General features: G+C 67.3%; 19 protein-coding genes and 1 other RNA gene. 11 read left to right on the top strand and 9 right to left on the bottom strand.

The features are described from left to right. The first annotated feature begins 138 nt into the window (after positions 1-138). The 4 genes from XnspCFBP7698_RS07695 to XnspCFBP7698_RS07680 are packed head-to-tail and all read left to right on the top strand — an operon-like array spanning position 139 to position 3949. A complete protein-coding gene (locus tag XnspCFBP7698_RS07695) occupies positions 139-840 on the top strand; it encodes a response regulator transcription factor (protein ID WP_104581388.1) in 702 nt (233 codons plus the stop codon). Next, positions 833-2218, top strand: a complete 1386-nt coding sequence (locus XnspCFBP7698_RS07690; RefSeq protein WP_039406248.1) for a sensor histidine kinase — start codon at positions 833-835, stop codon at positions 2216-2218. Before XnspCFBP7698_RS07695 ends, XnspCFBP7698_RS07690 begins: the two co-directional genes overlap by 8 nt. Next, complete coding sequence (locus XnspCFBP7698_RS07685) at positions 2218-3267, top strand: ABC transporter substrate-binding protein (protein ID WP_104581387.1); 1050 nt, start codon at positions 2218-2220, stop codon at positions 3265-3267. The genes XnspCFBP7698_RS07690 and XnspCFBP7698_RS07685 overlap by 1 nt, the downstream gene beginning before the upstream one ends. A gap of 43 nt (positions 3268-3310) precedes the next feature. Then, entirely contained in the window at positions 3311-3949 is a 639-nt protein-coding gene (locus XnspCFBP7698_RS07680; RefSeq protein ID WP_047696977.1) for a response regulator transcription factor, read from the top strand. Positions 3950-4035: 86 nt separating this feature from the next. Here the strand turns inward: XnspCFBP7698_RS07680 and XnspCFBP7698_RS07675 are convergent. The 7 genes from XnspCFBP7698_RS07675 to XnspCFBP7698_RS07645 form a co-directional block, all read right to left on the bottom strand. After that, a non-coding RNA gene (locus tag XnspCFBP7698_RS07675) (sX9 sRNA) lies at positions 4036-4112 on the bottom strand. Between the two features lie 59 nt (positions 4113-4171). Then, entirely contained in the window at positions 4172-4537 is a 366-nt protein-coding gene (locus XnspCFBP7698_RS07670) for an Atu4866 domain-containing protein (protein WP_104581404.1), read from the bottom strand. An 11-nt stretch (positions 4538-4548) separates the two neighbouring features. Then, positions 4549-5094, bottom strand: coding sequence for a nuclear transport factor 2 family protein (locus XnspCFBP7698_RS07665; protein ID WP_104581386.1), 546 nt, complete (start codon positions 5092-5094; stop codon positions 4549-4551). 16 nt (positions 5095-5110) lie between these two features. After that, positions 5111-6181 carry an aldo/keto reductase gene (locus XnspCFBP7698_RS07660; protein WP_104581385.1) on the bottom strand — a complete coding sequence of 357 codons (1071 nt, stop codon included), beginning with the start codon at positions 6179-6181 and terminating at the stop codon, positions 5111-5113. Positions 6182-6673: 492 nt separating this feature from the next. Then, complete coding sequence (locus XnspCFBP7698_RS07655; protein ID WP_104581384.1) at positions 6674-7510, bottom strand: DUF1460 domain-containing protein; 837 nt, start codon at positions 7508-7510, stop codon at positions 6674-6676. 289 nt (positions 7511-7799) lie between these two features. Next, entirely contained in the window at positions 7800-10445 is a 2646-nt protein-coding gene (locus XnspCFBP7698_RS07650; RefSeq protein ID WP_104581383.1) for a PAS-domain containing protein, read from the bottom strand. 228 nt (positions 10446-10673) lie between these two features. Next, positions 10674-11846, bottom strand: a complete 1173-nt coding sequence (locus XnspCFBP7698_RS07645; RefSeq protein WP_047696965.1) for an OprO/OprP family phosphate-selective porin — start codon at positions 11844-11846, stop codon at positions 10674-10676. A 419-nt stretch (positions 11847-12265) separates the two neighbouring features. Here XnspCFBP7698_RS07645 and XnspCFBP7698_RS07640 point away from each other — a divergent pair, with 419 nt between their 5' ends. Then, on the top strand, positions 12266-13612 hold the full coding sequence (locus tag XnspCFBP7698_RS07640; protein ID WP_104581382.1) for a dicarboxylate/amino acid:cation symporter: 1347 nt from the start codon (positions 12266-12268) through the stop codon (positions 13610-13612). A 211-nt stretch (positions 13613-13823) separates the two neighbouring features. Then, complete coding sequence (locus XnspCFBP7698_RS07635) at positions 13824-16133, top strand: NADP-dependent malic enzyme (protein ID WP_104581381.1); 2310 nt, start codon at positions 13824-13826, stop codon at positions 16131-16133. Between the two features lie 299 nt (positions 16134-16432). Here the strand turns inward: XnspCFBP7698_RS07635 and XnspCFBP7698_RS07630 are convergent, their stop codons facing one another. After that, complete coding sequence (locus XnspCFBP7698_RS07630; RefSeq protein WP_047696962.1) at positions 16433-19777, bottom strand: GH92 family glycosyl hydrolase; 3345 nt, start codon at positions 19775-19777, stop codon at positions 16433-16435. Between the two features lie 83 nt (positions 19778-19860). Here XnspCFBP7698_RS07630 and XnspCFBP7698_RS07625 point away from each other — a divergent pair, with 83 nt between their 5' ends. The 4 genes from XnspCFBP7698_RS07625 (at position 19861) to XnspCFBP7698_RS07610 (ending at position 23114) form a co-directional block, all read left to right on the top strand. Continuing rightward, positions 19861-20286: a hypothetical protein gene (locus XnspCFBP7698_RS07625; RefSeq protein WP_139015267.1), complete on the top strand. Its 426-nt coding sequence runs from the start codon at positions 19861-19863 to the stop codon at positions 20284-20286. A 192-nt stretch (positions 20287-20478) separates the two neighbouring features. Continuing rightward, positions 20479-20676 (top strand): zinc-finger domain-containing protein, encoded by a 198-nt coding sequence (locus tag XnspCFBP7698_RS07620; RefSeq protein ID WP_039406274.1) that lies wholly within the window; start codon positions 20479-20481, stop codon positions 20674-20676. A 10-nt stretch (positions 20677-20686) separates the two neighbouring features. Next, entirely contained in the window at positions 20687-21799 is a 1113-nt protein-coding gene (locus XnspCFBP7698_RS07615) for a glycosyltransferase (protein WP_047696959.1), read from the top strand. Then, positions 21780-23114, top strand: coding sequence for an O-antigen ligase (locus XnspCFBP7698_RS07610; protein WP_047696958.1), 1335 nt, complete (start codon positions 21780-21782; stop codon positions 23112-23114). The genes XnspCFBP7698_RS07615 and XnspCFBP7698_RS07610 overlap by 20 nt, the downstream gene beginning before the upstream one ends. A gap of 54 nt (positions 23115-23168) precedes the next feature. Here the strand turns inward: XnspCFBP7698_RS07610 and XnspCFBP7698_RS07605 are convergent, their stop codons facing one another. Further along, the gene (locus tag XnspCFBP7698_RS07605) at positions 23169-24089 is read right to left on the bottom strand and encodes an LpxL/LpxP family Kdo(2)-lipid IV(A) lauroyl/palmitoleoyl acyltransferase (protein WP_047696956.1); all 921 of its coding nucleotides are present in this window, start codon (positions 24087-24089) and stop codon (positions 23169-23171) included. 60 nt (positions 24090-24149) lie between these two features. Here XnspCFBP7698_RS07605 and waaA point away from each other — a divergent pair, with 60 nt between their 5' ends. Further along, positions 24150-25466: a lipid IV(A) 3-deoxy-D-manno-octulosonic acid transferase gene (waaA, locus tag XnspCFBP7698_RS07600; RefSeq protein ID WP_047696954.1), complete on the top strand. Its 1317-nt coding sequence runs from the start codon at positions 24150-24152 to the stop codon at positions 25464-25466. Positions 25467-25641: the final 175 nt, after the last annotated feature.

Genomic DNA, 25641 nt, shown 5'->3' with positions numbered 1-25641 from the left:
GAATGGGGAATGGGGAATCGCAAGAGCGGGATCTCGACAGCGGAATTGCCGACGCGGAGGAGCTTTTGTCCGCGAGGCCTGTTACCTTCCGGCCGCGCGCCATTGCCGTTCCGATTCCCCATTCCCGATTCCCCATTCATGCGCCTGCTGCTAGTCGAAGACAATGCCGATCTCGCCGATGCCATCGTGCGGCGCATGCGCCGGAGCGGGCATGCGGTGGATTGGCAGGCCGATGGGTTGGCGGCGGCGAGCGTGTTGCGCTATCAGAGTTTCGATCTGGTGGTGCTGGATATCGGTTTGCCCAAGCTCGACGGGCTGCGGGTGCTGGCCGGGATGCGCGAGCGCGGCGACACCACGCCGGTGCTGATGCTGACCGCGCGCGATGGCATCGAAGACCGCGTGCAGGCGCTGGACGTCGGTGCGGACGACTACCTGGGCAAGCCGTTCGATTTTCGCGAGTTCGAAGCACGCTGCCGCGTGCTGCTGCGCCGCAATCGTGGCCAGGCCAGCGAGGTGGTGCAGATCGGCGGCTTCGTGTTCGACAACGCGGCGCACACGGTGGCACTTGACGGTGCCCCGATCGACCTGCCCAACCGCGAATACCGCCTGCTGGAGATATTGATCGGGCGGCTGGGCCACGTGGTGGGCAAGGACGAGATCGGCAACGGCCTGTTCGGCTTCGACGACGACGCCGGGCCGAATGCGATCGAGCTGTATGTCGGCCGGCTGCGGCGCAAGCTGGCCGGTGCGCCGTTGCGCATCGTCACCGTGCGCGGCGCCGGTTACAAGCTCGAGGAAGCCGACCCGCATGCGCCCGCAGAGCCGGCCATCGATGGCTGAGCCGCTGCCGGTAGCGCCGTCGATCCGGCGCACCTTGCTGCTGTACCTGGGCAGCCTGTCGCTGCTGGGCGCAGTGGTGCTGTTCTTTGCGGCACGCGATTACGGCGAGCGCGCGGCCAACCGGTCTTACGATCATCTGCTGGTGTCTTCGGCGCTGTCCATCGTCGACAGCGTGGCGTTGGTCGGCGGCGACTGGCAGGTGGACCTGCCGTATGCCTCGCTCGACCTGCTCGGCATGGCGCCGGAAGACCGTGTGTTCTACCGCGTGTTCGACGCGCAGGGCCGCACCATCACCGGTGAAGACACCCTGCCGTCGCCGGCACGTGCGCCCGGCGATGAGCGCCCGGTGCTGTTCGATGCCCTCTACAGCGGTGAGCCGGTGCGCTTTGCGGTGGTGATGCACCGCGTGGCCTCGGCCTCCGGGCAGGGCGAAGTGCGCGTGCAGGTGGGCCAGACCCGGCGCGCACGCGATGCGGTGGCACGCGATGTGGTGCTCAATGCCCTGGTGGCGATCGGGGTGTTGTCGCTGCTGGCGCTGGGGCTGGTGTGGCTGGGCGTGTATCGCGCACTGCGGCCGCTGCAACGGATCGAACGTGACCTCTCGCGGCGTGAACCGTCGGAGCTGAAGCCGCTCACCGTGCCGGCACCGCAGGAAATGCAGTTGATGGTGGCCGCGCTCAACCGCTTCATGGCACGGCTGTCGTCCAGCAACGAAACTCTGCGCGCCTTCATGGCCGAAGCCGCGCACCAGATGCGCACGCCGCTGGCCGCATTGCGCGCGCAGGCGCAGCTGGCCATGGACGACGACGACCCGCGCGAGATGCAACGCAGCCTGGTGGCGATCGAGCGCAACGCCAGCCACATGAGCCGGCTGCTCAATCAGTTGCTCAGCGATGCCAGCGTGATTCACCGTGCAAACCTGCAGCGCTTTGCCACCGTGGATCTGGCCGAGGTGCTGCACCAGGCCCTGCACGAAGCGCTGCCGCGCAGCGAGGGCGCACCACGCGTGCAACTGGCCATCGACCCGCAACCGGCGTTGTTGCGCGGCGATGCGCTGCTGCTGCGCGAAGCGCTCAAGAACCTGATCGACAACGCCTGCAAATATGGCGCCGGCGCGCCGCTGCAGGTGGCGCTGACCAGCGACGGCAGCCATCACGTGCTCACCATTGCCGACCACGGCCCGGGTATCCCGGCCGCGGAGGCCGAGCGCGTATTCGAGCGCTTCGTGCGTGGGCCCGATGCGCCGGCCGGCGGCGCGGGGCTGGGGCTTGCCATCGTCAAGCGCGTGGTGGAAGCGCATGGCGGGCGTATCGATCTGGCCAACCGCATCGGCGGCGGGTTGATCGCTTCGTTGCATTTTCCTGGAGGAACGGCGTGATGCGTGTGCTGTGGCTCATCGTCTTGTTGCTGGTGCCGGGGATCGCGTGCGCGGCGCCAGGCGATGTGCGGCGCTTCCCCGCGCAGGGGCGGGTGCATGCGCAGCTGCGCGTACAGGGTTCCACCGATCTGGAAGTATTCGGCGCGGTCATCCAGGACTACCAGCGGCTGCATCCCGGCACCGAGGTGATCTACGAAGACGTGATCGCCTGGGACATCTACGCGCACTATCTGCAGCCCGGCGCCGGCACCTCGACCGCCGACATGCTGATCAGCGCCAGCATGGACCTGCAGACCAAGCTGGTGAACGACGGCCATGCGCTCGCCCACCGCTCGGCGCAGACCGAGGCATTGCCTGCCTGGGCGCAGTGGCGGCACGAGGTGTTCGGGATCAGTTACGAGCCGGTGGCCATCGTCTACAACACCCGCAAGCTCGACGCGGCGCGGGTGCCGCGGACCCGGCGGCAGTTGCTGGCTTTGTTGCGTGCACCCGATGCGCCGTTACGCGGCAAGGTGGGCACTTACGATGTGGAACGCAGCGGGGTGGGGTATCTGTTCGCCACCCAGGACGGGCAGGTGGGCAGCATTGCCGGGGCGTTGCTGGCCGCGTTGGGGGCCAACCAGGTCAGGCTGGAAGAACGCACCGGCACCTTGCTCGACCGCGTCAGCCGTGGCGACCTGCTGCTGGCCTACAACGTGCTCGGCTCCTACGCGCAGACCCGCATCGATGCCGGTGCCCCGCTGGGCATCGTGCAGCCGCAGGACTACACGCTAGTGGCCTTGCGCACCGCGGTGATCCCCAAGACCGCGCCGCATGCGCCGGAAGCACGCAGGTTCCTCGACTATCTGCTGTCGCCACGCGGCCAGCAGGTGCTCTCGCGCGAGGCGCGCCTGATGCCGATCCTGCCGGCCGCCGGCGGTCGCGGCGGCTCGGCGCAACCACCGTTCCGGCCGATTCCGCTCGGCCCCGGCCTGCTGGTGTATCTGGACAAGCTCAAGCGCCGCCAGTTTCTGGACGCCTGGCGTGCGAGCACGCATCCGCCGCGTTAGGCAAGGCAAGGCAGCGGCGGCGGCCATGTGCCAGACTTGGCGCATGGCCGATCTCACCATTCTCGTCGCCGACGACCACCCGCTGTTCCGTGCGGCGGTGATCCATGTGTTGCAGCAGACCCTGCCGCAGGCGCAGGTCGTGGAAGCGTCCAGCGCCGCCACGTTGAGCGCGATGCTGCGCTCGCACCCGCAGGCCGAGCTGGTGCTGCTGGACCTGGCCATGCCCGGCGCACGCGGCTTTTCGGCGCTGCTGCATGTGCGTGGCGAGCACCCGGACATCCCGGTGGTGGTGATCTCGTCCAACGATCATCCGCGGGTGATCCGGCGTGCCCAGCAGTTCGGCGCGGCCGGCTTCATTCCCAAATCCACTCCGGCCGAATCGATCGGCACGGCGGTGGCCAGCGTGCTGGACGGCGGCACCTGGTTTCCGCCGATGACCGCCGAGCGCTCGGAAGCCGATGCGCAGCTGGCCGCCAAACTCGCCCAGCTCACCCCGCAGCAATTTCGCGTGCTGCTGAGCCTGGCCGATGGCCTGCTCAACAAGCAGATCGCGCACGAACTGGGCCTGGCCGAAAACACCGTCAAGGTGCATGTCACCGCGATCCTGAAAAAGCTCGATTGCTATAGCCGCACGCAGGCGGCAGTGCTGGTCAAGTCATTGGAGCCAGAAGGCGAGGGTTGATTGCGCGTGCGCTGCGGGTTGCGGCCTGCAGCCACACCACACATGGCGCACCGCGCACGCAGCCAGTGCGCCCGCCCATCAAGTGCGGCTGCAACACCGTAGCGAGCAAGCGTCAGCTGGCCATGCAAGGCGCGCGCAGGGCCGCACTGTACGCGTGGTCCATGCCGCACCGAGCACCGGCCGCGCCTGCCTGACGACTGCGCAGCCGTTGTGCTGGTCGCTCTACGCTGGCGGCTGCCGATAGAGCACAATGCCGCCGTGATGCAGCTCGTCGTCGGTGACGAACTGGCCATCGGCGGTGAACCCGGTGTCGTCCCAGTAGTCGATGTGAGTGCCGGTGATTTCGTAGCGGCCCTGGTAGGCGCTCTGGCGTGTGCCGCGGGCCTCGTCGTAGCGGCCGTTCGGCAGTAATTCCTGCCGGATCCGTCCGTCGCCGGTGACCCACATGCCGATATACGGGTGCGCTTGCATGGTGTGTCCTGATTGCTGTGGCGATGTGCTGGTGGCCTTGGTCGGCTGCGCGGCCGCCACCGACGGGCAGGCGAGCGCAGAACCGGCGCCAAGCGCCACCGCAATGGCGGCTTTCATCGGCATGTCGCTCATGGGCTGGCCCTGCGTTGCATCTGGCGTTGACCGCGCTGCAGCACGGCGTCGTAGGCGGGCAGGTCCAGGAATGCATTGACCTCGACAGCCTTGCCATCGCGCATCCGCATGATCCATGCGTAACGATTGCGATAGCTGCCGCCGTCGCGCAGCGTGGCCACGCCTTCCCACTGCACGATGACATGCTCGCCATCGGCCCAGATGCGTTGCTGCACCGGGCGCAGTGGCGAGGCCAGGCGCTCGGCCAGCGGGCGGACTGCGGTGGCGATCAACACATCGCGGCCGCGTAAGCTGCCTGCGCTTGGGCCGGAGCCTTCGATGGTCCACACCACCTCGGGCGACAGCAGCGTTTGAAAGAGGTCGCTGCCGCCGGCCTGCCACTGCGCAAACGCCGCTTCGACGATGCGCTTGTTGCACACGTGTACCGGCCGCTCCGCGCAAACCTCTGCGGATGCAGCGTCCTTCGACATGGCACCGGCGTTGCCTGCGAACGTTGCGGCGACAAGCAGCGCTGCCGCCGCGATGGCTGAAGGTCTGGTCATGGCTGCTCCGTGGCGATCAGCTGCGCAGCTGCAGCGGATGGGTGCCGTAGATCAACTGCTGCGCCATCGGCCTGCCGATGAAGCGTTCGGGGAAGATCGGCGGCAAGGCGCTGACGTTATCCAGGCGCGCAAGCTGGTCGTCGCTGAGCACGATGTCCAACGCACCGAAGTTGTTTTCGGCCTGCTGCAAGCTACGTGCGCCCATCACCGGCGAGACCACCGCCGGGTGGCGCAAGGTCCAGGCCAATGCCACCTGCGAGCGGGAAGCGCCCACTTCAGCGGCGACCGCACCGACCGCATCGGCGATGTCCAGCGAGCGCGCATTGAGATGCCCGGTCGAGGCGATCACGCCCTTGCGGCTGCTCGACACGTCTGCCGAATTATCGTCGGACAGGTCCGCGCGGCTGTATTTGCCGGTCAGGATGCCGCCGCCCAGCGGCGACCACGGCAACACGCCCAGGCCGAGTTCGCGCGCCATCGGCATCAACTCGTGTTCGACGCTGCGCTCGACCAGGCTGTATTCGATCTGCAGCGCCACCAGCGGCGACCAGCCACGCAGGTCGGCCAGCGTCTGCAGCTGCGCCACCCGCCATGCGGGCGTGTTGCAGATGCCGATGTAGAGCACCTTGCCCGCCTGTACCAGATGGTCCAGCCCGCGCATGACTTCCTCCGGCGAGGTGGTGAAGTCCCAGGCGTGCAGGTACAGCAGGTCGATGCGATCGGTGTCGAGCTGACGCAGGCTGGTTTCGACCGAGCGGATCAGGTTCAGGCGATGATTGCCGCCGGAATTGATGTTGCTCGCGTCGCGCGCCATGGTGAATTTGGTGGCAAGCACGAAGCGTTCGCGGCGGCCCTTGATCAACTCGCCGAGGATGCGTTCGGAGCCGCCGTTGGTGTAGTTCACTGCGGTGTCGATGAAGTTGCCGCCGCGGTCTGCGTAGGCATCGAAGATGCGCCTGGCTTCGCCCGCATCCGCGCCCCAGCCCCACGCCTCGCCAAAGGTCATGGTGCCCAGCGCGAGCGGCGACACGCGCAGCCCCGAGCGGCCGAGCAGGCGATAGCGATCCAGCGAATGTGTCTGTGTCATGGGGTGTCTCCCGGCAGTGGCGTTGTGCGTCATGCGATGCACTTTGCCGCTGGCAGTGCGACCAGCGTGAGCCCGGTTATCCGGGAGTCTTGCCTGATCGTCCGGATCCACGGTCCCGACCGTGCCGCCACGTTGATTGCGTGACCCAGCGACGTGGCTGGGTGCGTGTTGAGGTCAGGAGGCGAGGTTCAAGCGGACGCAGGCGCGGACGCAAGTACAGACGCAAGTACAGAAGCCCAAGCTGTCCTGCTCCTGTAGGAGCGACCCTGGTCGCGAGGGCCTTCCCCGTAACGGGCAAGCCCTCGCGGCCAGGTCCGCTCCTACAACGGCCGCGTAATCCCAGGCTGCCCTTGCTCCTGTAGGAGCGACCTTGGTCGCGAGGGCCTTTCCCGGTGACGGGCGAGCCCTCGCGGCCAGGTCCGCTCCTACAACGGCCGTCGCAATAACCACGCAAGCCAACGGGTATGACAGCGCTCTGCGCGCGTGGCGACGTCAGGGCTTGGGCCGGTAGACCACGATGCCGGCGGTCCTGGCGACGTACTCCAGGAATGGTGAGTCCACCACCTTGTTGTTTTCCGGCCGCGAGGACGCATTGCGCAGCACCGGGCCGGCGTCGGTCATCAGGAAGATGCCGACATGGCTGACATCCAGCCCGGCCGCGGGCGAGTATCTGCCGACGTAGTCGCCGGTGCGCAGCTGGCGCACGACGTTGCTGTCCACGGCAGCGGCCGGGATGTAGGTGATGGTCCGCTGCACGATCGGCAACCCGGGCAGGTAGTTGCTGCCATCGGCCTTGAGATTCAGCGCCTTGTCCACGCTGACTGCAGCAGGGCTGAGCGTGGCGGTGATGTCGTCGGCCAGCTCGTAGGGGCGGGCGACCCAGTCGGAAAAGAAATGCTTGCGATAGGGAAAGCCGACGATGCCATCGACATAGCGGGTGAGCACCAGCCGATCGACGAAATCCTGCTGCGAAGACGCCCTGCGCGCGGCTTCGACGTAATCCAGATAGGTGAAGCAATCCAGACCGGTGAAATCGATGATCAGCTTTTCCGGCGTCGTCGCCGAGCCCTGCAGCATGTTGGCCTGGTAAGGCGTGTCGAGAAAGAGGGCGGAAATGCGCTTGATCAGATGCCCCGCGCTCAGGCCGCGGTGCCCGGAAACCTGATCCAGCACCGTATTCAAGCGTTGCACCGTGTAAGGGTTCAGGTCCGCACGGATCGGCCCGACGGGCTGCACGGTCGCCGCAGGCGTGGCCGCCTGTGCGGGCAGGCTCGCCGCGCAGCCTGCAGACAGCAACGAGGCCGCTAGCAGTGACGTGTGTCTGAACATGGTGACTCCATCGTCCGGGGGGAGGAAATCGACCAACGCGCAAGCGTGGAATCTAAACCAGCAACACTGCAAAGGCGTTGCACGGTGTCGCAATCGTCTGCGTGTTTATTCGCTGAGAAAGCGCGCGCTCCGTTGCCACTGTAGCGCAACAGGCGACAGGAAGCCCCGCATAGCAATTATGAGAAACACCGAGATAATGTCGCGATTTACACAGTAAAAAAGCCGACATTTGCACACGGAATCAACGCAGGCGCGCGACGCGACATCGGTCGGGACGTGGCACGCGGCTTCACCCGCGGCGCAACAGCATCTGCGTCATGAGCGCGCGTAGCGCGGGCGGGCGCACCGGCTTGGAAAGAAACCCCCATCCCAATTCCTGCGCATGCTCGCGCAATGCCGGGTCCGGCTCTGCGGTGATCAGGATGATGCGTGGCTCGCGTTGCCAGCGCTCCACCAGTTGCGGCAACAGCATGGGGCCGTAATGCCCACCCATGCGTACGTCCAGCAACACCAGCTCAGGCGCGTCGTCGGCGCTGGCAGTGGCAAGCGCGTCATCCGGGCCGCCGGCAAAATCCACGCGGCATTCCCAGCGCTCCAGCAGGGCACGGGTGGCCTCGCACACGCGCGGGTCATCGTCCACGCACCACACGCGGCAGCCGTGCAGGATGGGGTCGTTGCCGTGTTCGGCCGTGGGTGAGGGCGGCGGCAACCCGGCGGCGATGGCGGCGCGGTCGCCCAGCGGCACGCTGACCGAAAACACGCTGCCGCTGCCGAGGGTGGAGCGTAGCCCGATCCGGTGGCCGAGCAGGCGGCCGATGCGCTCGACGATGGCCAGGCCCAGGCCGGCACCGCGGTCGTTGGCAACCCCGTCGTCCAGGCGGCGGAATTCCTCGAAGATTTCCTGCTGCAACGCCTCGGCAATGCCCGGGCCTTGGTCGTGCACTTCGATGCGCAACCAGCCGCCACGGCGACGGCAGCCGATCAGCACGCGCCCACGCGGCGTGTAGCGGATCGCGTTTGACAGAAAGTTCTGCAGGATGCGGCGCAGCAGGTTCTCGTCGCTCAGCACCACCGCCGAGGTGGGCACCCAGTCCAGCACCAGGCCACGGTCTTCGGCCAGGATGCCGAACTCGCGTGCCAGGGTTTCCAGCAGGGGCGCGAGGGCGAAGTCGCGTACCTGCGTGTTCAGGCTGCCGGCCTCCAGGCGCGAGATGTCCAGCAGGCTGTTGAGGATGGCGTCCTGTGCGGCAAGGGCGCCATCGATGTTGTCCACCACGCGCGCGCTGCCGGGCTCGCGCACCTGCCCGCGCAGCACCGACACGAACATGCGCGCGGCATTGAGCGGCTGCAGCAGGTCGTGCACGGCCGAGGCCACAAACCGCGTCTTGTAGCGGTTGGCGCTTTCGGCCTCGCGCTTGGCGGCGGCCAGATCGCGGGTGCGCTCTTCCACGCGGTGCTCCAGCGCATCGGCCAGCGAGCGCAGTTCGCGTGCGGCGTTCTTGTAGCTGGTGATGTCGGCGTAGCTGGTGACAAATCCGCCATCGGGCAACGGGTTGCCGCGGATCTCCAGCACCGTGCCGTCTTCCTTCTCGCTTTCGCGCATATGCGGCTTGCCGCTGCGCAGGTGATTGAGCCGCCGCTCGATCGCCGCTTCGATCGGCCCGGGCCCCAACAGCCCGCGACGCGCATTGAAGCGAAACAGGTCTTCGATCGGCCGGCCGATCTTGAGCAGCTCCGGCGGGAACCGGAACAGCTCCACATAGCGCGAATTCCACGCCACCAGATTGAGCGCCTCGTCGATGACCACCACGCCTTGCGGCAGATGTTCCAGGCTGCGGCTCAGGCCGGCATTGGACTGCTGCGCGGCGGCGACTACGCCGTCCTGCGCGGTGCGCAGTTCTTCGGCATGTTGTTGCAACAGGGTTTCCAGCTCGTGCCGGCTGCGCTGACGCAGTGCCGACAGGCGGCGGCGCTGCTGCACGAACAACCACAGCAACGCCAGCGCCAGCCAGGCGCCTGCGGCCGCAATGGCGGCGGCGCGCCCGGCGGCGGCGCTGGCGCGGGTGTCGTGCAGCAGATGCAGGCGCCAGCCGCTTTCCGGTACCTGCTGCGTCTGCCACAACACCGGCGCGCCCAGCGGCGGGTCGAGCACATCGGCCAGCACGCCGCCATTGCCGGTCTGCTCGATCAGCCGGCGCCGCAGCGGCAGCAGGCCCTGGTTGGCGTACTGGCGGGTGCTCTGCAATTCGTTGCGGTCGCGTGGGGTCAGCGGTGCCAGCATGCGGTAGCGCCAGCGCGCGCGGCTGGCCAGAAACACCACGCCGTGGGCATCGGAGGCCAGCACGATATCCGGCGTCTGCAGCCATTCGCGCTCCAGTGCGGCCAGCGCGATCTTGATCACCACCACGCCCTGCACCTGGCCAGCCGAATCGACGATGGCCTGCGACAGGAAATAGCCCGGCTCGCTGGTGGTCATGCCGATGCCGTAAAAGCTGCCGCTGCCGGTCGCCAGCGCCTGCTGGTAATACGGGCGGAAGGCGTAATCCACGCCGACATTGCTGCGCGCCGCACGCCAGTTGCTGGCCGCCAGCGCAATGCCGCCGCGGTCGATCAGCGTCAGCGTGGACGAGCGGGTGACGTTGTTGGCGCGTTCGAGCTTGCGGTTGAGCTGATCCACCTGCGCGGCGGACAGCGGGCCGGAGACGGCCGCGCGCAGCTCCGGGTCCAGCGCCAGGATCTGCGGCAGGGTGCGGTAGCGGTCGATGCGCTGCTGCAGCGCCTGCGCATACAGGCCCAGTTGCCGGCGCACGGTGGCGCTTTCCTCGCGCAGGGCGCTCTGTTCGACGAAGTGCCCGGCCGCCAGCATGGCCACGACCATGCCGCCCAGCACGATGACCAGGGTGAGCAACAGGCGGCGGCGTTGCGAGGCATACATGCCGGCAAGTATGGGGGGCTGCCGCCGGATCGCGCAGCCATCGCCTCAGCGCGCGATGCACAGGCGCCCAAACGACAACGGCCGCACCCGTGAGCGGATGCGGCCGTGTCGAACACCGATTGCGCTACGCGATGCCGGCAATGCACCGGCGAACCGCTGCCCGGCAATGACTCCGCTGCAGTTGGCGCCGGAGCGAATGGCCGGCGCCTCGCAGCGCCCCGGCGCTGCTTAGAACTGCACCTGCGCGCGCAGTTCCATCACGTGCGGGGTCTCATGCACGCCGTTGCGCGAAGAATCCACCCAGCTGTAGTTGGCCTGGAACTTGAAGTGGCTGGTGAGGTACCAGTTGGCGCCGATGGTGGTGTCGTGCTGGCGGCCGCCGTGCACGTTGTTGTCTTCCAGGTTCAGGCGGCTGTAGCGGGCGGTCAGCTCCACCGCGCCGTAGTCGTGCGCCGGCTTGAGGTTGCCCGGCACGCCGCCGGCATAGCTGCGCGACTCGCCGGTCAGCGACCAGGTGCCGTACACGTATTGGCCCTGGGCGATGAAGTGCGGCTGGCCGGCGTTACGCGCCACTTCGGCACGCAGCGCTTCGCTCTGCAACGAGAACGGGCCATGGATCCACACCGCTTCCACGCCGCTGCGGATCACGTGGTCCACATCCAGGATGGTGCCGGTGTCGATCAGACGCACGTCGGTCAGGCCGGCTTCTGGGCGCGCGCGCAGACGTACGCGCGGGCTGAACGACACGCCGCGGCCGTCGCTGAAGCCACGCGGGTTCTCGATCGAGCCGGCGATGCCCAGGTGCAGCACGTCGCCTTCGGCCTTGACCGGGGTCCACGCCGCATGCACGGCCTGGGTGGTGCCCGGGTTGTCGCCCTGCAGGTCCTTGCCGCCGTAAGCGCCGGCCTGCAGCAGGTACTGCTGACGCTCCAGCGTCCATTCCACGCCGGTCCGGCGGCCCTGGAACACCGCCTGCACCGGCAGGCCCAGTTCCATGAAGCTACCCGCACGCGAGCTCTGCACCGCTTCCAGGCCCACCGGCACCTTCATGTAGCCCAGGCGCACGCGGCCATAGTCCTGGCCCAGCAGCGCCTTGGTCTCGAAGCGGTAGAACACGTCCAGCCACAGCTTGGCCTCGAAGTCGAAGTACACCATGGCGTCGTAGACGCCCTTCTTCTTGATGGTGGCGCCGAATTCCTTGCGACGGAAGTCGGTGCGGTCTTCCAGGCGGTCGTCGCCGGAGAAGTTGTTGTCGTCGTAGGCGTAGTTGCCGGTCAGACCCAGCTCGGTGCCATCACCGAAGGTGTATTTGGTCGGCCAGTTTTCGATCGAGGTGGCTGCAGTGGCAGCGGCGGGGACGATGGCGAGAGCCAACGCCAGGACAAGCAGGTTGAGGCGCATAGGAATGGTCTTCGGCTAGGAAAGGGGCCGGGCGTCCTGCCATGGCGATCGCGGTGAACAGCTTCAGCAAGCGCGCAGGTTCCGGACGGCGACTGCACAGAAACATCGGTGTCTGCGTTAAACGCAATTAACGGCCTGCGGCGGCGCGGCTGAAGTGTAAGACCAGGGTCGCCCGACGGACAGTGCTGCAGATGGGTGCCCGCGGTGTGCACGCGCGCCCCGCCGGCGCGGCAGGTCGTGCAGAAAGTCCTTGTCTGGCGCGGGGTTGCAACGCATGCCGCGCGGCACCGGGCAGGCGCCCGCGGCGCTGCGGCGCATCCGTAGTACCAATGGGTTATCGGCCCGGGCTGTGACGTGCGGCCAGAATGCCCGCACCGGGTGCCTGCTCAGGCACCCTCCAGTTCCCTCGGAGTGGTGCCATGCACATCAGCAAGCCTGCCGGCCCGTTGCCGGCGTCCGTGCCCTTCTACCGCCAGCTGTACTTCCAGGTCGTGGTGGCCATCGTCCTCGGCGCCCTGCTCGGCCATTTCGAACCGGCCTTCGCCGAAAGCCTCAAGCCGCTGGGCGACGCCTTCATCAAGCTGGTGAAGATGATCATCGCCCCGGTGATCTTCCTGACCATCGTCACCGGCATTGCCGGCATGACCCATCTCAAGACGGTGGGCCGGGTGTTCGCCAAGGCGATGACCTACTTCCTGTTCTTCTCCACGCTGGCGTTGATCGTGGGCATGATCGTGGCGCACGTGGTGCAGCCCGGCGCCGGCATGAACATCAACCCGGCCGAGCTGGATCAGAGCGCGGTCAACACCTACGTGCAGAAGTCGCACGAGCTGAGCCTGGTCGGCTTTTTGATGGACATCATCCCGGCGACACTGATCAGCGCCTTCGTCGATGGCAACATCCTGCAGGTGCTGTTCGTGGCGGTGTTGTTCGGCATTGCGCTGGCCCTGGTGGGCGAGCGCGGCCGTCCGGTGCTGAGCTTCCTGGAAGCGCTGACCGCCCCGGTGTTCCGCCTGGTGCACATCCTGATGAAGGCCGCCCCCATCGGCGCGTTCGGGGCGATCGCCTTCACCATCGGCAAGTACGGCGTGGAATCGCTGGTCAACCTGGCCTGGCTGGTGGGTTCGTTTTACCTGACCTCGCTGTTCTTCGTACTGGTGATCCTGGGCATCGTCTGCCGTCTGTGCGGCTTTTCGGTGCTCAAGCTGATCCGCTATCTCAAGGCCGAACTGCTGCTGGTGCTGGGGACCTCCTCGTCGGAGTCGGCGCTGCCCTCGCTGATGGAAAAGATGGAAAAGGCCGGCTGCGAGAAGTCGGTGGTGGGCCTGGTGGTACCGACCGGCTACTCGTTCAATCTGGATGGCACCAACATCTACATGACCCTGGCGGCGCTGTTCATCGCCCAGGCCACCAACGTGGACCTGACCCTGGGGCAGCAGATCACCCTGCTGGCGGTGGCGATGCTCAGCTCCAAGGGCGCGGCCGGCGTGACCGGCGCCGGCTTCATCACCCTGGCCGCCACGCTGTCGGTGGTGCCGGACGTGCCGGTGGCCGGCATGGCACTGATCCTGGGCGTGGACCGCTTCATGAGCGAGTGCCGCTCGCTGACCAATTTCATCGGCAACGCAGTGGCCACCGTGGTGGTGTCGCGCTGGGAAAATGCGCTGAACCGCGACCAGCTCAAGCTGGTGCTGGACGGCGGCTCGCCGCCGCTGCAGGCCCCGGTGGGCTCGACCGACGTCGTCGCCCCGATCAGCGCGCGCTGATGCTTCCTACGGCCCTGTTCTCCGTCGGCATGTCCGGCGGGGTACAGGGCCGTTTTACATTGAGTTAGCCGCTCTGCGCTGCACCCCGGCTGCGCCGCACGCCGCGCTGCAGCATGAATCTCCCTGCCGCGCTGACAGCTGCGCGACAGGCCCTTGTTCAGGCAGGGGGGTAGAATTCAGCCCTCCTGCGCCTTCGAGACCCACACAGCCGATGTCCACCGACGACTTCAAACAGGCCGCCCTCGACTATCACCGCCAGCAGCCGGCCGGCAAGATCAAGGTCACCGCGACCAAGCCGATGCTGACCCAGCGCGATCTGTCGCTGGCGTATTCGCCGGGCGTGGCCTTTGCCTGCGAGGCGATCGTCGAAGAACCCACCCAGGCCAGCGAGCTCACCGCGCGCGGCAATCTGGTGGCGGTCATCACCAACGGCACCGCGGTGCTGGGCCTGGGCAATATCGGCCCGCTGGCGTCCAAGCCGGTGATGGAAGGCAAGGGCGTGCTGTTCCAGAAGTTCGCCGGCATCGACGTGTTCGATATCGAAATCAACGAGAACGACCCGGACAAGCTGGTGGACATCATCGCCAGCCTGGAGCCCACCTTCGGCGGCATCAACCTGGAAGACATCAAGGCGCCGGAGTGCTTCATCGTCGAGCGCAAGCTGCGCGAGCGCATGAACATCCCGGTGTTCCATGACGACCAGCACGGCACCGCGATCATCGTCGGCGCCGCCGTGCTCAACGCGCTGGTGGTCACCGGCAAGAAGATCGAAGAGGTCAAGCTGGCCACCACCGGCATGGGCGCGGCCGGCATTTCCTGCGTGAACATGCTGGTGTCGCTGGGCCTGAAGCCGGAGAACATCCTGGCGCTGGACCGCGACGGCGTGATCCACACCGGACGCACCGACCTGGACCCGGACAAGCAGCGCTACGCGCGCGACACCGACAAGCGCACCCTGGCCGAGATCGTCGAAGGCGCGGACATCTTCCTGGGCCTGTCGGCGGCCGGCATCCTCAAGCCGGAGATGGTCGCCAGCATGGCCCGCCAGCCGGTGATCTTCGCGCTGGCCAACCCCAACCCGGAGATCACCCCGGAGGCGGCCAAGGCGGTGCGCCCGGACTGCATCATCGGCACCGGCCGCTCGGACTACCCGAACCAGATCAACAACGTACTGTGTTTCCCGTACCTGTTCCGCGGCGCGCTGGACGTGGGCGCCACCGGCATCAACGAGGAAATGAAGATCGCCTGCGTCAAGGCGATCGCGGCGATGGCGCGGCGCGAGGCCTCCGACCTGGGCGCAGCCTATGGCGGTGAAACGCCGAGCTTCGGTCCGGAATACCTGATTCCGCGTCCGCTGGACCCGCGCCTGCTGGTGGAGCTGTCGTCTGCCGTGGCGCAGGCGGCGATGGACTCGGGTGTGGCCACGCGCCCGATCACCGACATGGAAGCCTATCGCGACAAGCTGGGCCAGTTCGTCTACCGCACCAGCCTGATGATGAAGCCGGTCTACGACCGCGCCCGCGCCGACAAGCAGCGCGTGGTGTATGCCGAAGGCGAAGAAGAAGTGGTGCTGCGCGCGGTGCAGAACGTGGTCGACGAAGGCCTGGCCTTCCCGATCCTGATCGGCCGCCCGGACGTCATCGAAGCGCGCATCGAACGCATGGGCCTGCGCCTGACCGCCGGTGTGGACTTCGAGATCACCAACATCCTCGACGACCCCCGCTTCAACGAATACTGGCAGTACTACCACGCGCTCACCGAGCGTCGCGGCGTGACCGTCACGGCCGCCAAGGAGTTGATGCGCTCGCGTCCGACCCTGATCGCCGCGGTGATGGTGGCACGCGGCGAAGCCGACGCGATGCTGTCCGGCGTGGTTGGCCGCTTCCACAAGAAGCTGGGCTATGCACGCAGCGTGATCCCGCTGGAACCGCGCGTGAGCTCCACCTCGGCGATGACCGGGGTGATCAACCAGCTGGGCGTGTTCTTCTTCCTGGACACGCATGTGCAGGAAGACCCCACCGTGGAGCAAGTGGTCGAAGCGACGCTGCAGGCGGCGTATCGCCTCAAATTGTTCGGTATCGAGCCCAATATCGCGCTGCTGTCGCATTCCAACTTCGGTAGCCACGACTCGCGCGATGCGTTGAAGATGCGCCAGGTGCGCGAGGCCCTGCTCAAGCGCAAGCCCGAGCTCAACATCGACGGCGAAATGCAGGGCGACACCGCCTGGGACGAAGCGCTGCGCAAGCAGATCATGCCCAACAGCACGCTCAAGGGCCGCGCCAACCTGTTCGTGCTGCCGAATCTGGAAGCGGCCAACATCGCCTACAACCTGGTGCGCGTGTTCACCGACGGCGTGGCGATCGGCCCGATCCTGATGGGTATCTCCAAGCCCGTGCACATCCTCACCACCAGCGCCACCTCGCGCCGGGTGATGAACATGACCGCGATCGCCGCAGTGGATGCACAGATCCGCAGGCAGCGCGACGCGGAAAAGGCGGCAACCGAGAAAGGCAACGACTGAGTCAAAGACTTGGTTGACCGAGCGTTGCTTGAGTTGAAGTGGTAAGCGCTCGGTCGGCAAGACAACGGCCAAGAAGTCTCGCGTACGACATGGTGTTGCGGGGCGCCCACAACTCAGCGCCCAGTCCGCAGCAACGACTCAAAAGCCCCTCTCCCCGCGGGAGAGGGGTTGGGGTGAGGGTACCGCCTTACCCTTGGTATCGACTCAGCGTCGACCACCCAAAACGATGGAGAGCGACACAGGCGCTAGGCGTCGTGCATCGTCGTCATCCCAACCGATCACGTTCAAGACCTCAGGCCTCAGCGCCCATCCGGCACTGCACCCAGTAACTCGATTTCCGCCACCTGCGCACGCGCGGGCGCCGTCCAACGCAGCCGATACTCCGCATACGAACCGGGCGTCGCGATCCGGAACGGACGCGTTTGCAGCGGCCATTGAAAACGCTCCTCGCGGCGCGCATCGACGACGCGCCACGTGCCTTCTGCAGTGCGTGCTTCCAGCGTCCAGCCGGCCGACGCAATCGCGGCGTTGCCGCTGGTCAAGGTGTAAAGCGTGGCTTCACCGCGATCAAGATCGCTCAACGTCAGCAACGTGGCCGGCGACACCGCGCTCGCGCTGCCGGCATCATCGTCATGCAATGCCGCCAGCGCGCGGCCATCGGCCGACGTCACGCGTGCGTTGGCGCCCAGCAGGTCATGCAACGGAGCAGGGCGGTGCCCGGCTGGCGTCAGCGACGGTGGCGCAGCCTCCGGCTCCCTGCCCCAGCGCGACGGTGACGGCCCCATCTCGAAGTCCAGCCTCGCACCGTTGGCAATGTCCGCATGTGTCACCCACGTCTTGCGCCACGGCTTACCGTTGAGCGTGAGCGATTGCACATACACATTCTGCGGCGAATTCTGCGGTGCATTGACTACCAGCGTCCCGCCATTGGGCAACCGCACGCTGGCATGCTTGAACAGCGGCGAGCCGATCACGTACTCCGGCGCGCCCATGCGTAGCGGATACAGCCCCAGCGATGCGAACAGGTACCACGCCGACATTTCGCCGTTGTCTTCGTCGCCCGCATAGCCCTGGCCGATCTCGCTGCCCAGGTACAGGCGCGCCAGGATCTCGCGCGTCAGCTGCTGTGTTTTCCACGGCTGCCCGGCATACAGGTACATCCACGGGATGTGGTGCGCCGGCTGGTTGCTGTGCGCATACATGCCCATGCGCACGTCGCGTGCCTCGGTCATTTCGTGGATCACGCCACCGTAGGACCCGGAAAATGCGGCTTCGCCGGTTTCGGGCGTGGCAAAGAAGCGGTCCAGCTTTGCCGCCAGGGCATCACGGCCACCGTAGAGCGCGGCCAGTCCCTGGCCATCGTGCGGTGCGGTGAACGCAAAGGTCCAGCCGCTGGATTCGGTGTAATCGTGGCCCCACACGCGGGGGTCGTAATGCGCGGCATCCACCCGCCACTCACCATCTGCCGTGCGGCCCTGGAAGAAACCCACGGAGGGGTCGAACAGTGCCGCATAGCCGGCCGCGCGATGACGGAAGTACACCGCTTCGGTTGCATAGCGCTCACGCTCGTGTGCGGTGGTTGCCTGCCTGGACAAGGCATCGGCCATGTTGGCGATACCGAAGTCGTTGAGCGCGCCTTCCATCGACCACGACATGCCTTCGTGCGTGTCGGTGTCGGCATAGCCGCGGAAGGTCGAGCGCGCCATGCCCTTGCGGCCCACATGCCGATCCGGCGGCACCACGGTGGCGTTCTTCAGCGCCGCAGCGTACGCCTCGGCCGGGTCGAAGCCGCGCACGCCCTTGAGCCAGGCATCGGCAAACGCCACGTCCGAGCTTGTGCCCACCATCAGGTCGGCGTAGCCGGGCGAAGACCAGCGCGCAATCCATCCCCCGGCGCGCGCCTGCTCGATGAACCCCTGTACCAATGTTCCGGCCTGGTCGGGTGCAAACAGCGCATACGCCGGCCATGCGGTGCGAAAGGTATCCCACAGCCCGTTGTTGACGTAGACCCGGCCATCGCGGATCGGCGCAAAGCTGCGCACCGCGCTGCCATCGATGTTGTCGTCCGACCAACTGTTCTGGCTGGCGTAGCGCCAATCGGGCGCGTCGGCGCTGCCGACGTTTTCGTGTGCCGAGTTCGGGTACAGGTGCAGCCGATACAGGTTGGAATACAGCGTGGTGGCCTGATCGTCCGTCGCATCGGCAACCTCGAAACGGCCGAGCAACGCATCCCAGGCATCGCGCGCACGCGCGGCGACCTGCTCGATACTGGCCTGCGGAGCGATTTCCAGCGCCAGGTTGTGCCTGGCCTGGTCGAGCGATATCAGCGAGGTGGCGATGCGCATCTGCACCTGCCGCGCGCTGCCGGCATCGAACTTGATCCAACCGGTGGACCGGCCGGTGTCGATGCGGCCGCTGTCCTTCCACGGGCGATCGAAGGTGGCATACACATACATGCGCGTCGCCCCGGTGGACAGCCCGCTGCGCACATCGGTGTAACCAGCCAGCGTCTGGGTTGCCGCATCCAGGCGCAACCCGCCGCGTGCATCCACGTTGTCGAACAGCAGATTGGCATCGCCTCGCGCCGGGAAGCGAAAGCGGAACAGCGCCGCATGATCGGTCGGTGCGATCTGGGCATGCAGGCCGTTATCGAACTGCACCGCATAGCGGTAAGGGCGCGCTACCTCGTTGGCATGCGAGAACGCAAGCGCGCGTTTGCCGCGATCGGCTTCCGGCACCCCGGCAGTGAGCGAAGGCATCACCTGAAAGGTCTGCCGGTCGCCCATCCAGGGGCTGGGTTGATGGCTGAGCGACAGCGCCTGCAGGCGCGGCCGGTTGTCCGCATCGTTGTGCTCGTTCCACCGGTACAGCCAGGTCAGCGTCCCGGCATCGGTCACCGGTGTCCAGAAGTTGAAGCCATGCGGCACCGCCGTTGCCGGGAAATTATTGCCACGCGAAAACGTGCCGTTGGAGTGCGTCCCGCGCGTGGTCACCACCCGATCCGACGGCCGCGCCGGCGCGATCTCGGGCACATCGGCAATGGCCACGTCGTCGATCCAGCCGGCAGCGGTTGCGCCAGCAGGTGGTGCGAGATCCAGCTCGATCGCACGCACGCGGCGCCCCCGCAAACCAGCCACCTCGCCGAGCCGCACCTGCTTGCGTGCCCACTGCTGGGGGTACAGCGTCTTCGACAGCCCCTGCGCACGCGCTCCCACGGCCACGCCATGCTGGTCACGCGCCAGGGTGTCGGACAACCGCGTGCCGTCGTCCAACACCAGATCCAGCGACACATACGTCGATGCCACATGATCGCTGCCGACGCTTTCCGGCAGCACCATCCACGACAGCGTGGTCTGCGCATCGATTGCAAGATCGGTGGCAAACAACACACGTCGGCCACCGGCACCGCTGCTGTCGTAGCGCAACGCGCGTGCGCCGCTGTACCCGGCACCTGGCCTGGCCGCAGAGGGCGCGGCAGGACCATTGCCGAGCGCAATCTGCACCCCGCCAGCACTTGCCGCGGCGGGCACGGGCTGGCCCTGCTCGAACGAGCTTGCAAAGCCGGTGGCGGCCCCTGCAGGCAGCGGGGCGACGGCCAGCGCCGCAACCAACGGCAAGTGCCGCACAACGACAGACAGACTCACGTGCCGATTTCTCCTGGGGGCGTCCGAGGGCGCGCAGTGTTGCGCGGAGCCGCAGCGCCGAGTTGCAGCGCTCGGACCTGCGCGTGGCGATCCAACCAGGTCCTGCCGGCGTGGTCGCCGCAGCGCCGGTGCTGGCCGATCGTGGACAAAACACGCAAGGCACGCAAGCGAGCTGTGCACTGCCTGGCCCGGTGCGCGGCGCGCGTGTGGAGGAGGCACCGCGGGCAGATCCGATCGGGGCCGCGCAGGTGTCACCGTGTGTCTTGACCGGCGTTTGGTACTCAGCGGCTTGCGAAGCGGAAGCTGCCACGCCGCTGATCGACTCGGCTGACCATCTCGCAGCGCAAGGCGAAGCGCATGATGCGCATGGCAGGCAAGGCCGCGTAGTCACCAGCCATGGCGTTGCGTCACTGCAGAAGGCAGTACGCACATCAAGCGACGTCGTGCTGCAGATCATCGATGCGCGTCAATCGACATCATTCCATGCATCGCTCATGCCGCTCAGGTGACATGGTGCGGCGCTTCAGGCGCCCGGGCACCGCGTCTGCCCGCGGCAACACGCCGTTTCCACCCCAGGCCTGCCGCGGGCCGCCGAGCACACCGCATGCCGGTAGGGCACAGCATCGGCCACCGCGCCACCCTGCGGGTGCGGGCAGGCTGCTAGAATCCGCGCTCTGTCTTCGTTTCCCGACTGCACCGCCATGAGCCAGACCGCCACCGCGCCCGCCAATGCCGAAACGCGCTACACCGTGCAGCGGGCAGACCTGCCGCTGAGCTGCCCGACGCCGCAGATGGCGCTGTGGAACTCGCATCCGCGCGTGTACCTGCCGATCGAAGACGAACCCAACGGCGAAGCCAAGTGCCCGTACTGCGGCGCGTTGTTCGTGCTCGCCGACTGATCCTGGCCGGATGCACCGCCTGACCGTGGTGCAATTGCTGCCGGCGCTGCAGTCCGGCGGCGTCGAGCGCTCCACCCTGGAAATTGCCGCGGCGCTGGTGCGCGCCGGGCATCGTGCGGTGGTGGTATCGGCCGGCGGGCGCCTGGTGCAGCCGTTGCTGGATGCCGGTGGCGAGCATCTCACCCTGGATATCGGCCGCAAGTCGTTGCTGACCCTGCGGCATGTGGTCGGCCTGCGCCGGTTGTTTGCCGAGCTCGGTGCCGACATCGTCCATGCGCGGTCGCGCCTGCCGGCCTGGCTGGGCTGGTATGCGCTACGCGGGATGCCGGCCGCGACCCGGCCACGCTTTGTCACCACCGTGCACGGGCTCAATTCGCCCAGCCGCTACAGCGCGGTCATGACCTATGGCGAGCGGGTCATCTGCGTCTCGCAGACCGTGAATGACTACGTCCGCGCGCATTACCCGCAGACCGACCCGGCGCGCGTGCGCATCATCCCGCGCGGTGTGGATATCGCGCAGTTTCCGCGCCGCCTCGGGGCCGACCGGCGCGCACGCGCCTGGGCGCAGACACTGCTGCCCGGCCTGCCGGCCGACGCATCGTTGCTGCTGCTGCCCGGGCGTGGCACCCGTCTGAAGGGCCATGCCGACGGCCTGCAACTGCTGGCCGCGCTGCGCGCGTCCGGCGTGCCGGCCTGGCTATGGCTGCCGGGCGCGCGCGAGCCCGGGCGCGAAGCCTATGTACGCGAGCTGGAAGCCGAGGCCGCGCGCCTGGGTGTGGCTGCGGCGGTTGCCTTCACCGAACCCACTGCGCGCATTGCCGAGGCCTACGCCGCCAGCGATCTGGTGTTGCAGCTCTCGCGCAAGCCCGAGGCCTTCGGCCGCACTGTCGTCGAAGCGTTGGCGGTGGGCCGCCCGGTCCTGGGGTGGGCGCATGGCGGCGTTGGCGAATTGCTCACCGAGCTGCAGCCTGCCGGCGCGGTGCCGGCCTTTGATACCGCCGCGCTGCACGCGCGGGCGCTCGGGCTCCTGCAGCGCCCGCCCGCGCCGCCGGCGGTGCTTCCCTATACGTTGCAGGCCATGCAATCGGCCACCTTGAAGGTCTATGACGAACTCCGCCGCTGAGCCCATCGCGCAAGCGCCTGTCTTGACGCCCGACGTCGGGCGCTGGGCGCCGCTGTGGGTGATCCTGTTCGTCGCCCTGTGGCCCACGCCCGGGCTGGCCGAAACGGTGCTGTCGCTGGGCGCGTTGTTCGCGGCCTACCGCCTGGCGCATGCCCGCTTCCGTGGCGGCACCGGCCTGCTCAGCGGCGCCGCCTGGGCGCTGACCAGCGTGCTCTTCTTTGCCTATTGGCTGCCGCAGATGCTGTCGGCGCTGGATGCGGTGGATGCCGGGCGGGCGCTGCGCAAGTCGGCCACCGACCTGCGCTATCTGCCTTTCATGTGGCTGTGCGCAATTGCGGTGGCCAATGCGCAGCGCCGCCGCCGGACCTTCACAGGCCTGGCGGTGATCGGCGCGGTATGGACGCTGGATGCGTTGTTGCAGGCTGCCTTCGGCAGCAGCCCGTTGTTCTTCGCGCTGGATGAACTCAAGCAGCTGATCAGCGGTCACGGGCTGTGCACGCCGCAGGAGCTGGCGCTGGTGGACCGCCTCAGCGGCGTGCTGGGGCCGTGCAATCTCAAGTTCGGGCAGACCCTGGCCAGCCTGTCGCCGTTTCTGCTGCTGGCGCTGGGGCGGCGCAATCGCTGGGCCTGGGCGGGCGCGGCGGCAGCCGTCGGCGTGGTGCTGGTGCTGGCGGGTTCGCGCGCGTCGTGGATCACCTACGGCGTGATCGTGCTGCTCTCGGGCTGGCAATTGCTGGGCGGCCGCCGTCTGGTGGTGGTGGCCGTGGCCGGCGTGCTGCTGGGCGGGGCCGTGGTGGCGGTGGCGCCGCAGGCACGCGAGCGTCTGCAGCGCACGGCACTGGCATTCGGCAACGGCGAGCAGGGCGTGGACCACGCGTTGTCCGGGCGTGGCCAGATCTGGGGCGCCGCGCTGTGCATGATTCGCGAGCATCCCTTCAACGGCGTCGGCGCGCGCGGGTTCCGGCAGGCGTATCCGGCCTGCAATCCGGCACCGTCGCAGCCACCGGCCTGGGGCGATGGCCCGGCCTTCCATGCGCACCAGATCGTGCTGGAAATCCTGGCCGAAACCGGGGTGATCGGCCTGCTGCTGTGGCTGGCCGGGGCGGCGCAGGCGTGGCGTGCGTGGCGCTATTCCAGCGTGGGCGCGCGTGAGCAGGCCCGGCCGGCGATGATTGCGCTGGTGGCCACCGTATTCCCGCTCAATACCCACCTGGCGTTCTATTCCAGCTTCTGGGGCGGGCTGAGCCTGATGCTGGCGGGCCTGTATGCGGGTGCGCTGCTCAACGACGACGCGGAGCAGGCACCGCCGCGCTAGCGACGCCGGCCGATCGATCACCTGCACCTGCAGCACGCTGCGGGGCCGCGGGCGTCACTGGTAGAACGCGCTGCGGCCGCCCGGTTGGCGCTTGAAGCGGCGATGGATCCACAGGTATTGGTCCGGCGCCTCACGCACCATGTCCTCGATCGCCGCATTGACCTGCGTGGTATCGGCGATCACGTCCTCGGACGGGATGCCTGCCAGCGGCGGTGCGATCTTGAGGAGGTAGCGGCCGCCTTCGCGGCGATGGAAGTAGGGCACCACTGCGCAACCGGTCAGCCGCGCCAGCTGATGGGTGGCGGTGATGGTGGAGGCCGGATGCCCGAAAAACGGCACGAACACGGTGTCCTTGCCGCGCATGTCCTGGTCCGGCGCGTACCACAGAAAACCGCCGCGCTTGAGATGCTTGATGGTGGCGCGCAGGTCCTCGTTGGCGAACATGTGCGTGGCATAGCGCAACCGCCCGCGCTTGACCGCCCATTCGAACACCGGGTTGCGGTGCCTGCGGTACATGCCGGCCAGCGGCACGTGGTCGCACAACAGGCGCCCGCACATCTCCAGCGTCATGAAATGCCCGGACACCAGCAGCACGCCACGCTTCTGCTCCTGTAGCCGCTGCAGATGTTCCAGGCCTTCGATCTGCACCCCCGGGCGGATGGCGTCGATGCTGCCCCACCAGGCGCGCGCGAACTCGAACAGGCCCACGCCCAGCGCATCGAAGCTGTCGCGCAGCAGTCGTGCCCGCCAGGCATCGTCCTGCTCGGGGAAACACAGCTTGAGGTTGACCTCGGCAGCGCGTCGCCGCGTGCCCGCCGCGCGCATCGCGATCCAGCCCACGCCGCGGCCCAACGCGCGTTGCAGCGTCCAGGGCAGGCGCCCGGCCAGCACCATGACGGCCAGGCCCAGGTACATGGGCCAGTGCCTGGGATTGCGCAGGGACGGGCGGACGGCGACGTTGGCGGTTTCTGACATGCGGCAATTCTAAGGGATCGTGCACATGCGCACCTGCGGACGCTCCCGTATCCTGCACGCATGCGGAAAGACCCGATCGAATGGCTGTTGCGCGGGCTGTACTCGGCGCTGCTCTACCTGTTGTTGCCGGTCACGGTGTACCACCTGGTGTGGCGCGGCTTTCGCGTGCGCGAGTATTTCAACCGCTGGAATGAGCGCTATGCCTCGTACACGCATGCCTGTGGCCGTCCACGGGTCTGGGTGCACGCGGTGTCGGTGGGCGAGGTCAACGCCGCTGCGCCACTGGTCAATGCCTTGCGTGCGCAGCGGCCGGACATCCGCTGGGTCATCACCACCATCACGCCCACCGGCTCCGAGCGCGTGCGTGCCGTGTGGGGCGATGCGGTCGATCATGTGTATCTGCCTTACGATGTGCCCGGTAGCGTGGGCCGGTTTCTGGAGCATTTCCGGCCACGGCTGGCGCTGATCCTGGAAACCGAGTTGTGGCCGAACATGCTGTTCGGCTGTCGCGACCGCAAGATTCCGTTGTACATCCTCAATGCGCGGCTCTCGGCGCGGTCGTTGCGCGGTTATCGCGTGCTGGCCCCGTTGATCAGCCGCGCGCTGCGCACGGTGACCTGCGTGGCGGCACAGTCGCAGGACGATGCGGAGCGTTTCATCACCCTTGGCGCGCGTCCGGACCAGGTGGTGGCATTGGGCAATCTCAAGTTCGATATCGCCGCGCCGACGCAGTTGCAGGCGCTGGTCGCGCAGTTTCGCGCGCATGTGCCGGCCACCCGCCCGGTGTGGATTGCCGCCAGTACCCACGAAGGCGAAGAGGCGGCGGTGGCCGATATCCATGCGCGGCTACTGCTGCAATGGCCCGACCTGTTGCTGCTGTGGGCGCCGCGCCATCCGGAGCGCTTTCCCAAGGTCGAGGCGCTGGCGCGCGAACGTGGCTGGACCGTGTCCACGCGCAAGACCCAGCAATGGCCACACGCGCGCGACAAGGTGTTTGTCATCGATACCCTGGGCGAGCTGATGAGTTTTTATGCCTGCGCGCAGGTGGCCTTCGTCGGCGGCAGCCTGCAGCCGATCGGCGGCCACAACCTGCTGGAGCCGGCGGCAGTCGGCACGCCAGCGGTTACCGGCCCGCATCTGCATAATTTTTCCGAAATCTCGCGGCGCATGCGCGAAGCCGATGCGGTGGCCATCTGCGAGGACGCCGAGTGCGTGTACAACGACCTTGCCCGCTTGTTGGGCGATCCTGCACAGCGTGACGCAATGGCCGCCGCTGGCCTGGCCTTGGTCGCCAATGGCAAGGGCGCCGTCGCGCGCACGCTGCTGCACATTGCGCCGGATCTGCCGCCGGTGGTGAACGACGGCGCTGCTGCGTGAGGCTTGTTGATCCGCATGTGCCTGCGTGCACCACGTGCCGCGGTCCTGCCGACGCCAGCTGCCAGATTGCAGCGGTCGTTGCGTTCACCAGTGAGAGCGTGCAACGGTGACTGACGCGGGCCTGGTTTTATCCAACGCATCGCATCGAGCGTCGTAACGACCGCTTTACCGCACT

Source organism: Xanthomonas sp. CFBP 7698 (genome assembly GCF_003600855.1).
In the GTDB taxonomy this organism is placed as follows: domain Bacteria; phylum Pseudomonadota; class Gammaproteobacteria; order Xanthomonadales; family Xanthomonadaceae; genus Xanthomonas; species Xanthomonas cannabis.
The sequence above is the reverse complement of the archived record's forward strand: the minus strand, read 5'-3'. Positions and strand labels throughout refer to the sequence as shown.

What these genes read in the sequence shown, in the direction of transcription:
- XnspCFBP7698_RS07640 (WP_104581382.1), top strand. Translation starts at nt 12,266, where the DNA reads ATGCACATCAGCAAGCCTGCCGGCCCGTTGCCGGCGTCCGTGCCCTTC.
- XnspCFBP7698_RS07665 (WP_104581386.1), bottom strand. Translation starts at nt 5,094, where the DNA reads ATGACCAGACCTTCAGCCATCGCGGCGGCAGCGCTGCTTGTCGCCGCA.
- XnspCFBP7698_RS07620 (WP_039406274.1), top strand. Translation starts at nt 20,479, where the DNA reads ATGAGCCAGACCGCCACCGCGCCCGCCAATGCCGAAACGCGCTACACC.
- XnspCFBP7698_RS07615 (WP_047696959.1), top strand. Translation starts at nt 20,687, where the DNA reads ATGCACCGCCTGACCGTGGTGCAATTGCTGCCGGCGCTGCAGTCCGGC.
- XnspCFBP7698_RS07690 (WP_039406248.1), top strand. Translation starts at nt 833, where the DNA reads ATGGCTGAGCCGCTGCCGGTAGCGCCGTCGATCCGGCGCACCTTGCTG.
- XnspCFBP7698_RS07670 (WP_104581404.1), bottom strand. Translation starts at nt 4,537, where the DNA reads ATGAAAGCCGCCATTGCGGTGGCGCTTGGCGCCGGTTCTGCGCTCGCC.
- waaA (WP_047696954.1), top strand. Translation starts at nt 24,150, where the DNA reads ATGCGGAAAGACCCGATCGAATGGCTGTTGCGCGGGCTGTACTCGGCG.
- XnspCFBP7698_RS07680 (WP_047696977.1), top strand. Translation starts at nt 3,311, where the DNA reads ATGGCCGATCTCACCATTCTCGTCGCCGACGACCACCCGCTGTTCCGT.
- XnspCFBP7698_RS07660 (WP_104581385.1), bottom strand. Translation starts at nt 6,181, where the DNA reads ATGACACAGACACATTCGCTGGATCGCTATCGCCTGCTCGGCCGCTCG.
- XnspCFBP7698_RS07655 (WP_104581384.1), bottom strand. Translation starts at nt 7,510, where the DNA reads ATGTTCAGACACACGTCACTGCTAGCGGCCTCGTTGCTGTCTGCAGGC.
- XnspCFBP7698_RS07645 (WP_047696965.1), bottom strand. Translation starts at nt 11,846, where the DNA reads ATGCGCCTCAACCTGCTTGTCCTGGCGTTGGCTCTCGCCATCGTCCCC.
- XnspCFBP7698_RS07635 (WP_104581381.1), top strand. Translation starts at nt 13,824, where the DNA reads ATGTCCACCGACGACTTCAAACAGGCCGCCCTCGACTATCACCGCCAG.
- XnspCFBP7698_RS07605 (WP_047696956.1), bottom strand. Translation starts at nt 24,089, where the DNA reads ATGTCAGAAACCGCCAACGTCGCCGTCCGCCCGTCCCTGCGCAATCCC.
- XnspCFBP7698_RS07610 (WP_047696958.1), top strand. Translation starts at nt 21,780, where the DNA reads ATGACGAACTCCGCCGCTGAGCCCATCGCGCAAGCGCCTGTCTTGACG.
- XnspCFBP7698_RS07650 (WP_104581383.1), bottom strand. Translation starts at nt 10,445, where the DNA reads ATGTATGCCTCGCAACGCCGCCGCCTGTTGCTCACCCTGGTCATCGTG.
- XnspCFBP7698_RS07685 (WP_104581387.1), top strand. Translation starts at nt 2,218, where the DNA reads ATGCGTGTGCTGTGGCTCATCGTCTTGTTGCTGGTGCCGGGGATCGCG.
- XnspCFBP7698_RS07695 (WP_104581388.1), top strand. Translation starts at nt 139, where the DNA reads ATGCGCCTGCTGCTAGTCGAAGACAATGCCGATCTCGCCGATGCCATC.